Source organism: Methanosarcina baikalica (assembly GCF_031461075.1).
GTDB classification, from domain to species: Archaea; Halobacteriota; Methanosarcinia; order Methanosarcinales; family Methanosarcinaceae; genus Methanosarcina; species Methanosarcina baikalica.
In genome coordinates this window covers 1-12,316 of sequence record NZ_JAVKPK010000088.1, presented here as the reverse complement: position 1 = coordinate 12,316, position 12,316 = coordinate 1, and the positions used below count along the sequence as shown (strand labels likewise).

Annotated in this window: 7 protein-coding genes and 1 pseudogene; 5 read left to right on the top strand and 3 right to left on the bottom strand. The window is 38.4% G+C overall.

Features of this window, described 5'->3' with window-relative positions; all coding sequences use genetic code 11:
- Positions 1-491: 491 nt before the first annotated feature.
- Together RG963_RS15080 and RG963_RS15075 are read right to left on the bottom strand one after the other, a co-directional pair.
- Positions 492-1,343 carry a CPBP family intramembrane glutamic endopeptidase gene (locus RG963_RS15080; protein ID WP_310577102.1) on the bottom strand — a complete coding sequence of 284 codons (852 nt, stop codon included), beginning with the start codon at positions 1,341-1,343 and terminating at the stop codon, positions 492-494.
- 2 nt (positions 1,344-1,345) lie between these two features.
- On the bottom strand, positions 1,346-2,221 hold the full coding sequence (locus RG963_RS15075; RefSeq protein WP_310577101.1) for a DUF1616 domain-containing protein: 876 nt from the start codon (positions 2,219-2,221) through the stop codon (positions 1,346-1,348).
- Positions 2,222-3,129: 908 nt separating this feature from the next.
- Between RG963_RS15075 and RG963_RS15070 the strand changes: the two genes are divergently transcribed.
- From RG963_RS15070 to RG963_RS15060, 3 genes are all read left to right on the top strand, one after another.
- Positions 3,130-4,026: a glycosyltransferase family 2 protein gene (locus tag RG963_RS15070; protein WP_310577103.1), complete on the top strand. Its 897-nt coding sequence runs from the start codon at positions 3,130-3,132 to the stop codon at positions 4,024-4,026.
- A gap of 26 nt (positions 4,027-4,052) precedes the next feature.
- The gene (locus RG963_RS15065; RefSeq protein ID WP_310577100.1) at positions 4,053-5,066 is read left to right on the top strand and encodes a glycosyltransferase family 2 protein; all 1,014 of its coding nucleotides are present in this window, start codon (positions 4,053-4,055) and stop codon (positions 5,064-5,066) included.
- 810 nt (positions 5,067-5,876) lie between these two features.
- Positions 5,877-7,403 carry a hypothetical protein gene (locus RG963_RS15060; RefSeq protein ID WP_310577099.1) on the top strand — a complete coding sequence of 509 codons (1,527 nt, stop codon included), beginning with the start codon at positions 5,877-5,879 and terminating at the stop codon, positions 7,401-7,403.
- A gap of 427 nt (positions 7,404-7,830) precedes the next feature.
- Here the strand turns inward: RG963_RS15060 and RG963_RS15055 are convergent, their stop codons facing one another.
- A complete protein-coding gene (locus RG963_RS15055; RefSeq protein ID WP_310577098.1) occupies positions 7,831-9,036 on the bottom strand; it encodes a glycosyltransferase in 1,206 nt (401 codons plus the stop codon).
- A gap of 204 nt (positions 9,037-9,240) precedes the next feature.
- Here RG963_RS15055 and RG963_RS15050 point away from each other — a divergent pair, with 204 nt between their 5' ends.
- Positions 9,241-10,425 carry a glycosyltransferase family 4 protein gene (locus RG963_RS15050; RefSeq protein WP_310577097.1) on the top strand — a complete coding sequence of 395 codons (1,185 nt, stop codon included), beginning with the start codon at positions 9,241-9,243 and terminating at the stop codon, positions 10,423-10,425.
- 1,621 nt (positions 10,426-12,046) lie between these two features.
- A pseudogene (locus RG963_RS15045) lies at positions 12,047-12,316 on the top strand (hypothetical protein); the annotation flags it as partial.

Here is a 12,316-nt window from a genome sequence, read left to right as displayed (position 1 = left end):
CTTGCTTATTTATTTAAGTTGAGTACCAGGATTTTTAACTGGTTCTATAAGAAAAGATAATTCTCACCGTCACAAAAATCTCTGAATTAATTCTAAGGGCAATACTCCCCCTCACAAGTTGCACTAGTCGAGTTCCTCTTCTACACACTATTTCGCTTCGGAAACACAAAAAATCTCTTCTTTTGGGAGTTGCACTGTAAATGCAATAGCTTGCTGCCCTTTTCGCTCGTTCAAGCGGGCTCACTAATACCAAACTCCTTGATCAATTTTAAAAGAAAATGTGAGCCACGGAAAATACAAAAATGCTGAAGAACTGCCCTTATCTATTCCGATTCCTTGTTTTTCCGTGGTTATAGAAATTGGAGTAGGTTTTTCTAATTATATTTCGGAGTGAGTCCGGAACACGCATTCCTGACTATATTTCAGCTTTTGTTTTTGGCTTTACTCACTTTTGGTTTCTTTTTCGGAATCGACTGGCAGAAACAGTTAGTTTAAAAGAGGAGGGGAATGATTCCGAAAAAGAACACATTTATAAATCCATGAGTCAGCGCAACCAGAGGCAGACTCCGAGTTCTGTAAAATAGGTAACCTATAAAGATGCCTATAAGAAATGTGTAAACAATTTCGTTAATATTCCCATATCCTGAGTGCATGAGCCCGAACAAGATACTCGTAATTATGAGCCCTTTCCGATTCCCGAATGCTGTTTCTAGCCGGTTCTGGAGGATCGACCTGTAGATTGTCTCCTCTACGAGGCCTACGAAAAAGATCATAATTATGCTGAGCATCAGAAGACTGAAAACTGAAAGGTCTCCGATGAGAAGGTGTTTCCCGGCTATCAGATATTCCCCTGTCCCTAGCAAAAGGCCCAGCACTATTGAGAGCGGAATATATATCCATATTTTTCTGAAGGTTATCCCGAGCTGCGTGCGAGTAAATTCCTGATTGGTAGCTGCAATGCTTACAGGGATTACCAGGAGGCCGTATATAAAAATGAGATTATAAAGCTTCACGTCATAGAAAACTGGCATTGAAAGATCTACCAGACGCAGGATCGGAAGAAGAATTAGAGCCTGGTAAGTCTTCTGAATCTCCTCATTTTTTACGAACATCGTGGAAAAGGAAAGCCCAAGCAGAATTAATGCATGTATACCCATGGCTTGTATTATATTTCCCGAATATATCATCAGCTCCGCAAAAGCGATGGCTATAACCGGGATTGCCAGGTAAAGCCATTTGTTTTTAATCTCAGGCATTTCCCTTCTCAGGTTTTCAGATGGGTGGAGCTTTACGTCCTCGGGAGTTTCCATAGTCTCTATATTTAGACTCTCAAAAGTTCCCATCTTCAACCCTCCTTTGTAACGTTTATCCAGAGACGCAGGTCTCTGCTGGGTACTTTCTTTTCAGTCTCATTGAAAAGCAGGAATTCAAGCTGCATGTTTTTCCCTTCAATAGAAGGTGTAATCTCAAGAGGCTCTTCCAGAGTCGTATTATGTGCAAGTCTGATATGTTGCAAGTTTTCCGGAAGAAGCAAAGATTCATTTTCAAGCCTTACTTCCACTGTATAGTCCATTGTCCTGTACTCATTGTTTGTTATTCCTATAATGTAGGTTCCGCTTTCTCCTTGTATATACTCTGTTGTATAATTCTCTGCCATCCTGTCGGGCCCGAGGATATAGAATTTTGTAAATGGTTCTCTTTCCTGAGGTACCTGAGTGATGTAAACTCCAGTTCCTATTAAGACTAGGAAAGAAAGGGCTAGAATTATCCTGAGAGTCTTCTCAGTCTTTGACTTCGGCTTTTCCAGAACTCCAGCAATCAGGCTAAGAGCAGGTACCTCAAATGTCCTGTCTGCGGGCAGCTGTCTTCTCCTAGCATATGCTACTGCAGATAAGAGCAGAGTAAATGCGGAAAGGCTTGCAAGAAGGGGAGTTTCCCTGATTCCCCAGGGTGTATAATTAAGTACAAGTCCAATCAAAGGCACAACCGCAACGCTCATCGCAACAGAAAGTGCTATTCTCTCCATCCCTTCAAGTCCGCTTTTTTCCGGAAAAAGCATGGCTATAAGGGCGTATCCTGGAAGGAAAAGCACCAGGGGTAGACCAAAAGCTGTGCGGATAATACTTCCGCTAAGTACAGGAATTAGTACGAAAATATCCGCAAGAATTACAAGACCTGCTACTAATAACAAGTCAGATGGAAACTTCTGGTTTCCGGCCATATGACTCCTCATAAAACGGTTTTATGTTTTTCTGGCTTCCCAGTTCTTTTCTTGTTATTCGGGCTAATCTGCCAATTTCCGCGTTCCCTCATGAGGTTTTTCGGAAACCTTCCTACTTCCTCCAATCGGTCTGTTTTAATCTTCAATTGCGAAGAATTAATAAACCGAAAAGGTGAAAACTGTCCGAGCTTCAATCCCGGTTTTCTTCCAATCTAGCAGCGTGTATCTTCCTAAATTATATCAGTTTTCATGAATGTTTTTAACCCGATCTACTCAATTACCTAGTTGTATAAAATATCTTTCCCCTTTCCTGCTTGCTATCTCAAATACTTTTCCCTTTTTTCTATCTTCATGAATGAAATTTTTGACCTTTAAGCTTCGATCTTGACTTTTTTTTGGAGAGGGTCTATGGTCTGACTCAGTGAGTTTGTATCTCAACGCACATCACGGAAAATCTATGATTTTTATATCAGTGTAATTTTTTTCTTCCATTATTCGTTTATATCAAATAACGGATAGATCCTTCTTAAGCTATTATTAAGGCTAACAGGCTTTTTAGATGGACTTAATCCTTTTTCGTTATCGGAGTTACTGATTAATTATTTTTCGTGTCTAAATGTTTATATAGCTCGTATATTAAAACAGATACAAGTCTTATATTAAATGCTGTGACCCACTTACAGAGTATCCAAGTTCCTTCTTTTTACTAAAAGGAGAGAACAATTCCCCCGATTGATTCCCTGTAAATGTAGCCATAGAAGACCTTTAGAAACCCTTTAAAAAATTATGGAGCGATGACTCTGAAAAATATATTTGCCGGATTTGAAATTTTTACCGATTCTTCTATAATAGATCACTTTATTATGGAGACCTTTTGTTCATATCGTCAAAGAGGTAGATGATTGCATATGGTCATTACTATTGCAGCCATGCCTGCATATAACGAAGCTCACGCCATTGCAGAGGTTATTAAGGGCTGCAAAAAATATGTCGACAGAGTAGTGGTTGTGGACGACGGAAGTACAGATAACACTGTCGATATCGCTGAATCTCTTGGCGCCTATGTAGTCCGTCATGAAATCAATAAAGGATATGGGGCGGCTCTCAGGAATTGCTTTGAAACTGCCCGTAAGCTCGGTGCAAATTCTATGGTCATAATTGACTCTGACGGTCAGCATGATCCTTCCGAGATTCCCAAACTCCTTGAGCCCTTAAAAAATGGGTTTGACCTTGTAATCGGTTCAAGGTTTGTAAATGGCAACGGTAAGAATGTCCCTATTTACCGTAAATTTGGAATGAAAATCCTTGATGTTGCAACATATATTGCAGGCGGTCTGAACGTTACTGACTCCCAGAGTGGTTTTCGGGCTTATGGGCAAAAAGCTATTGAAAATATAAATTTGAATGGTACAGATATGTCCGCAGGCTCTGAAATTCTCATTCAAGCCAGAGATTTCAAATTGAAGTTCACTGAAGTGGAAATCCATTGCAGGTATGATCTTGAGAACTGTTCAAGCGAAAATCCTTTCATACACGGACCCATGGTTCTGTTCCGGATTCTTAAGGATATGGAATATAGACGGCCTCTGTATTATTTTTCCGTTCCTGGAATGATTATGGCATCTACAGGCTTTCTTATGGGACTTATATTTTTGCAGAATTACTTTCTGGGAGGATCCTTACGCTTCGGGCCTACACTCCTTATGGTGATGCTGACAATCATAGGAGCCTTTATGGTATTTACGGGAATAATATTGCATGCTATCTCAAGAATGATAGTTTTAAACGAGCATATTCGAAAATAATGATGTCCAAAACGGGGTTAATTTGTATGGAATACCCTTTTATTTCAGTCATAGTAGGCGTTCGCAATGAAGAAAAATTCATTGAGGAATGTATTGAGTCACTTCTTAATCTCGACTATCTGCGAGATTCTTATGAGATTATTATCGTTGATGGAATGTCCACCGATAAGACGCGGGAATTGGTACAGAAATATCCTGTCAAGTTCCTTCTTAACGAAAGAAAGAACGTTGCTGCTGCGAGGAACCTTGGTGTGAAAAATTCTCGAGAGGAACTTGTTGCATTTACTGACGGGGATTGTAAGGTCGATTCTCAATGGTTGAAGACTCTTGTCCGTGAAATGCAAAACGCTCCAGAAGACGTTGTGTGTTTTGGAGGCCCTAACCTGATATTTGACACTGATCCTATGTTTGGAAGGGTGGTTGGATATGCCCAGGAAACCTTTTTGGGTTCAGGAGGCTCGGCTCAGTCTAAAAACTCCACAAAAAAGCACTATGTCAGTTCTCTCCCTAACTGCAATGCCATGTACAAAAAAAGTGCAATCCAGGAGGTCGGGGGTTTTGATGAGCGATTTCTGGTAGGCCAGGACGGAGACCTGAATTACAGAATAGGTAAGAAGGGCAACAGGTTTTTGTACATCCCGGAAGCACAGGTTTTGCACCATAGAAGAGGCACTTTTAAATCTTTTTCTGTAAGGATGTTTAAATATGGTATGTGGATGGCAGAACTTTTCAAAAAACACGGGGAATTTGTCCGCTGGTATGCGTTTTTGCCTTCTATTGCCATCATTTCTGCAGTCGTCTTGCTTATCGCTTCCATCCAGTATCCCACTACAAGTCTGCTTCTGCTTGCACTAACTGCCATATATTTTATTCTGGTCTTCCTTACCTCGATGCAGGTTACCTACAAAATGAGATCAAAATACGGTCTTTTTGCCCTTTTTATTATCCCTGTACAGCATGTTGCCTATGGGCTGGGATTTTTGTACAGTTTTACAAATTCCCTTTTTCCCTCAAAAGCCAAGTATTGCCCGGATGTTTAATGTTTACTAATTTATTTGATCATATATTAGAAAGAGCGACCGAAACATTTGAATAGGTATGGAAGACTTTTGGTTCAGTTCCAAAATCTAGTGGTGACTGGTTACAAACCTTTGATCACTACCTGGCAATCGATGTCGGAATATGTCGAATATTGAGTTTTATTGAAAACAAATTCCTCTGTAAATTCAAAATTTCAATAAAAAATGCAAAAATCACTGGATTAGGAACAGAATCAGACTTTTCAGGGCAAAATATTCTTAATCAATGCGACCCTGATTGTAGATCTCATTGGTTCTCATATACAAAAGTTTGGATAATATTTATTCAATTGTGAAATTATGATTATTTAAGGTTATGGAGATAGTATGTTCGGATTAAGTAAAGAGGCAGGATTTAAGTTAGATAATAACCGTTTAATGAGGTTAATTTCATTTCTGTTTCCGTTAGCTATAATTTTCGCCGTAATATTCACATTCTTATGGATGTTTGCAACTGGTAAGCTCGGTTACGCACTTCGGGGACTATTTACAGGAATTCCTGCAATATTGTCCTGTCTTTTTATATTATTTCTTTACAAAAAAGATGTAAGTTTACATGATCTTGAGGCCTTCCCATCTTTAAATGTAAAATCTCTCACATATTTATTCGGGATTTTTTATATCGGTTCCGTGGTTGTGCTCATGTTGTCTCAGGGAAGCAGACCACCGTATTATTTCGTCTTTATTTTAGTTCTTTACCTGTCGGTATTCTTGCAGATTTTCTCTAAAAATGTAAACCCATCACTTATCCTCGTAGAATCTTTCCTAATTATGGTTAACCTAATTTATAGTGTTACATTAAATTACGATTTCTACTTCGGAACCACAGATATCCTGCCCCACATCTTTCTTTCGGAACTTACCGCAACCTCCGGGCAGATGATTCCTACTTCCTTAAGTGACTATGCATACTTCCCCCTTTATCACGTATTTATTGCAGAAGCCTCTGAACTCCTGAATACAAGTACACAGACCTCGCTTTTTTTGGTAACTGCGCCGATTTATGCAATCACTATAGTTTTTCTTTACTATCTTTTTAATCACATCACGAACAACAGGCAAATCTCACTCCTTTCCTGTGTACTTTTCTCCGTGAGTTCTGTTGTGCTCTATTACGGTGCAAATGTAATTACACGCACAATGGCATTTATAATGTTTATTGTATTACTGTACTTGATTTATAGTGTCAATTTCAAGAAGAATAAAATCTCTTTAAAATTCCTCTCAGTAATCGTTGCGGTCTTTTTAACCCTGGTTCATAATGTTTCCCTGCCGCAACTGGTCTTATTGCTGATTCTTCTTTTTGTATCTGAATACATAATAGGGGACGGCAGCTACATCAGCAAGCCTTTCTTTATATTGCTTAATGTTACTTTCATCGGTTACTGGTTTTTTATTGCATACATGTTTGTTCAAAGGAGTCTGGCTCCCCGTTTGCAGAGTCAGTTCTGGGATTCTATAGTTTTAACTGCCGGCGGTGCAGAAGTACTTCAGGAAAGCTTGATTAATTTAATAGGGCTTCTGGATAAATCCATTTTTTTATTCTTTGCCTTGATAGGAATAGGTTTTCTCCTGAAGAACTATAAAAACAATTACGCTTCCGTTTTTGGATTATTCGCCCTTCTTACTCTGATATTTTATATCCCCAACCCACTCAACACTATCTGGCAGTTCAAGGTTCTTTTTAGAGTTGACCGGTTTATGCTTTTTGTCAGCCCCTTTATGGCTTTCATTATGGGGTACGGAGTGTATGTATTCTGGAATTATATGGCTAAATATTTCCCTAAAAAATTCAACTCTGTCTTTTTAGTGATTTTACTGTTCTCTACCTTTGTTCTCGTTTCTTCGGTCTTCAGTATTGGAGATTCAGATTTCCTTGGTCACGAGGCAAAGCATGAATATTTTACTTCCGAAGAGTTGAGCGGCTTTGAGCATGTTTTCAATTATGTTCCTGCAAATTCTTCAATTTATACCGATTATTACTCCTCAAGGTTTTTTTATCTCCCGGTGATTCCTGCGAGCTCTGCACAACTGAACATCTCATCTTATGACAATTACAGAATTGGTGATGTAAATAAACTCCCACAATACAAAGGCTACATAATGCTCAGGACTAAGGAGTTTCTCAAGAGTGGCTTATACTTCGGCAGTGAGGAAAGCACTCTAAAAGACACTTCGAACTATTTCTATCAAGGATTGCCAGAAAATAAGCTTGAGCTGGAAAGCAACCTTGCAGTTCTTGATAAAGTCTATTCGAGTCCTTCAACAGACATTTTTATTCCACGTCAGGGATTATAATAATTCCTGAAAACTATTTTTAAGGGTGCCTTTTTATATTTGGGTGTATATTTTTACTTACCCTAAATTTGGCAGTGGTTTAAGAATCGGGTGTTTTTCATGATAACATTTTCAGACATTCTGTAAATTTATATTGTATTTGAAATGGTTAACATATGGCCCAAATTTCACGACATATAAACAATGAAACATTTTTGTATTAATGTTTAATATAAGGGATAATGTTTCCCAGCAAAAAAAGCTGTCAGTAAAAAACGAAAAATAAGTTACCTGTCGAAAGTAGGTTATATGGACGAAACGACTCAACAGGCATTCATACAGAAATAAAGGTTTTCGCGGATTCCTTATCTTTAATCCCATGTTTGGGAATCTATAATTTACAACAGATTTTAAAATTAAAAAAGAAGTCAGAGGAGAACTTGAGGATTCATCTCGCAAGTTTCTGCAGAAGCTCTGAGTATATGTCCACAGTCTTTTTTGCATGGGATTCCCAGGTCAGTTCTCTTTGAATTATACTTTTACGCCCAAACTTTCCCATCTTTTCTCTCCGGCTCCTATCCTCAAGCAATTTATTAATTTTTTCGGATAATTCTGCGGGATTTTTTGCGGGTACCAGATAGCCTGTTTCCCCCTCGCTCATGAGTTCCGGAATCCCACCTACGTCTGTTGCTACGACCGGAACTTCACAGGAAAGGGCTTCAAGTACGACATTTGGCCTCCCTTCAGACAGTGACGGCAGCACAAGGATGTCCGAAGCCGAGATCCAAAGCGGTATATCCTCGTGGTTTACCGGACCCGTAAATTTAATGTAGTCTAAAATTTCGAGCTCTTGTGCCCTTTTCTCCAGGCTTTTTCTCAGGCCGTCGTCCCTGCCTACCATAAAAAGATCGGTATTCGCATCCACAAAATATTTTGCAGCCTCAATCAGGTAGTCCACACCTTTTATTTTTCTAAGGGCTCCAACAAACAGAACAATATTCTTGTCCTGAGGCAGATTTAGCAGACTCCTTGAATGTTCTTTTCCGGCAGGTTTGAACTTCGTGGTATCAACGCCGTTTGGAACCACATGGACTTTCTCTTCATTTATTCCCAGATTTACTATGTGGAGCTTGAGATCGTCACTGACAGAAAGAACCTTATCTGCAAAACTCATTGCCTCTATGATCTGTCTTGAGGTATAGGAGCCTTCATAAGCAACTTTTCTTTCTATTGTACCAAGTGCACTTATTACAAGAGGGACTTTCCATTTCTTTGCAAGCCCTATCATCCCATATCCGTCAGGATACGAAAAGTGTGCGTGGATAAGGTGTGGTTGTGGCTTTATATTTTTGATCGCGTATTTGGAAACAAAGTGAGAGTATGAAAACCCTGTTACGGGATAAAAATATTTTTTGGGAACGGCATATATGTAACGTGGATAGTGAAGGTCGTATTTTTCGGTATGCTCAATCCGCGGTAGTTTGAAAAAATTATGATACGGAAATGTGGAAAAAGGAAGGACGAAAGGTTTTGGAGAAATAATCGTAACATCTACGCCCTGGTTTGCAATTGAGTCGATACTCTGTTTGATGAATGTCCCAAGTTGAGGATAATATCTGTTAGGAAATTCCTGACATACTTCCAGTACTTTCATAATCTTTTGCTCTTTTTCGCTTCGGATGCCTCAAAAGCAGACAAAGGAGATAATTAATCCTATAAATACTTCTCTCCAAAATGAATTAAATTCTTGTCCCTGAGTTAATACTGAACCGTCGTCCTTGAACTTGTAAAAATAATAACCAAAGCTATGGGATAAACTAATTAACTACTTTTACTATTCTGGTAACCGGCTACCATTATGTTTAAAAAAGTAAATAATATTTTCCTGGTTTATTATGGCTCCTTCAATACTAAATCAGGTTCGAATATCCACATTCTTGAGCTTCTAAGAAATTTGAAAAAATATACTGATATAGTCCTGTTTGCACCCGGACAGAAGAGCGTAGATCGTACTCTTCCCTGGATAAAATACGTGCCTGTAATAGACAATAAATATCTTGTACAGCCTTCTTACGAATTTATGCTTTCCTTTTACCTTCTTTATTCGTGCATAAAAAACAGGCCTGATGTGCTTTATCTTCGCCAGAATTCTTTTCCGTTCTTTCCCATAATTCTATGTAAGATTTTCAAAATCCCTTCAATAGTAGAAGTTAATGGGCTGGTTCTGGATGAGTTAAAGGTAAATCCGGATTCAAAATCCTTTACTTACAGAGTCTTTTCTTATCTAGCACTCCGCTCCGAGAAATTCAATTACAGGTACTGCGACAGAATTGTTTCTGTCACGGATAAACTCAGAGACGAACTTGTGAGGTTATACTCCATTCCTAAAGACAAAGTTTATGTTATCAATAATGGTGCAAATACTGATGTATTCAAGCCTCTTGACCGGGAGCTGGCAAAAGCTGAATTGGGGCTGGAAAACTCTAAAAAGTATATCTGCTTTGTCGGGCACCTTGCAGCTTGGCAGGGTGTTGAATTTCTGATTTATGCCTCTCCTTTAATCCTTGAAAAATGCTCTGATGCCCGTTTCCTCGTTGTTGGGGATGGAGTTATGAAGGACAAATTGCTAGAAATAACTTCCGGGTTAGGGCTTTCGGATAAGTTTATTTTCACCGGAAGAATCCCTTACGAGCGGGTTCCTCTATATATTAACGCGGCTGATGTTTGCGTTGCTCCTTTTATCCAGGAAAGAAATTCGAAAATAGGACTTTCGGCTTTGAAAACTTATGAGTACCTTGCCTGCGGTAAGCCGATTGTGGCAAGTAGTATCCCAGGGGTCAAAGATTTGATTGAGTTTTCTGGGGGCGGAATTTCAGTAACTCCCGAGAATCCTGAAGAACTCGCGGCTGCCGTGGTAAAATTATTATCCAATGAAAGCACCCGGGCCGTTATGGGGGAGAATGGCCGCAGATATGTCGTTGAGAATCATGGCTGGGATGGAGTTGCAAGAAAGATTATGGATATGTGCAGAGATCTCATTTAATTAAATCCTTTGTAACTTGTATAAAGGGTAATAGGCAGCTTTATTTTATAGCTGTATTTTTATAAACGTAAGCTGAGGGGGTAGTTTTATAACCTACGGCATTGTCCGGCTTGAATAGATTACCATCCATCACTTTTACTGCTCTCCGGCAATTTAATATATTAGAGCTTATGCCGTACAAACTCATCATTATCTGGAATATTTGTGATAGAATTAAATTCGTCACTATATTTCTTGCCAACTTTTTTTAATTGGTGAAACACACAAAAGGAATTAGCCACTTCAGAAAAACGCTCTTTACAGCTCCAATTATTGCTTTATCCTTTAGAAGCGACCTTTTATTTGTCTTCAGGAAATCTGTTTGTGATTCGGATAAAAAGAGGAATAAGAGTTGCACTTGTTAGTAATCTGTCAGTTATCTCAAAATCTATTACCTTCTCTTTTGTGGCGATAGTGTAAATAGATTGATATCCATTGGTCATCGGTTAAGGAATTTTCTTGCCTGTATGCTATTGATTTAGGAGCAAAAGTCAGTCCCAAATTTCGAAACCAATAACTAAAATCGATGCCCTGTTCCAACTTCATATCAATGACTATTTTGGAGAACTGTTCTGGAAATAAGGCAATTTATCATGATTCCTCACTTAACCGAAGACGCATGGATTGATATCTTATTTTTTTCCATTCTTTTACCGTAATCTTTCTTCACATAGAGTTTTCAAACTTATTTTTCTCATCCTTTCTTGATCCAATCTCCTCAATATACAATGTTCTGTCAAAAATATCCTGATCTAAAAGTTCCTGCTTAGAAACTTCTGCGCATTTTTGCTCACACAACCAGAATGAAGGGGCACAAGGAGCTCTCCTATATGTCAGTCAAGTCTCATGTATATGTTTCACATATTCTACCGGAATTGTGGGGATTACATCTACCATCTTCTCTGATAAACATGTTTTTATAAGTTCATCCCAAAACTCGAAATTCCGTTTCTGAATCTCGTATTCGGAATAATTAATTGCGTTTCTGATCATAAAAAATAGTTCTAAAACTCTTACTGATTAAAAATAAAATTGGTTTTGGGATGAGCTCTATCATATTCATCACTGTAATTTGCTGATCCAGTAACACCAACGATCTGATCCGGAAAATGCTTCTTACAATTCGGACAAAATAATAACAGGTCTCACGATTTACTAAATGTTTAAAAAGGTTGCGTACTTTTATATGTCAATTATTTTAATCACAATGTTAACTATAAAAATTTAATTATATCTTATAAGTACATTTATTCTTTATGGTTTCACGAAGAGATTCGTGTAAATTGGAGGATTTGGTCTGAAAAACAGGGAGATTTATTCTGAATTCCGTATTTATAACATCTGGTTGGGTTCAGTAGCTCCAGCTGTGAATAATTTATTCGGAACATTTTCTCTATTCTTGAAGTTCGGAGAGTGGATACTATTTGCAAAACCTTTTCCGATATATCTGAAAAAACTAATAAATTTGTATAAATTTTTGGCAGACAGTAGTATTTTGCGGAGATATAAAAACGTCACTAAACGAATATCTGTCTATCAAAGATACGAACGAATTTTTTTATGATCGACCCAGGTGATGCCGATGTTAAAACGAGAATTAGGAGTTATTTTCCTTATAGGTTGCTTTATCCTTGCAAGCATTCCTACAGCTTTATGCATGACTGCCGCACCAACGGTTTATGTCTCTGGAGATGGTACTGGAGATTTTAACTGTGATGGAAAAGATGATCATGTACAGATAAATGAGGCTTTAAAGTTTGTGGCAGATAAATCTGCATATACAACTGTTCATCTCAAAGGACCATTTACATACGTTATTGATGACACTCTTCTTATCGGTAGCGACACTATC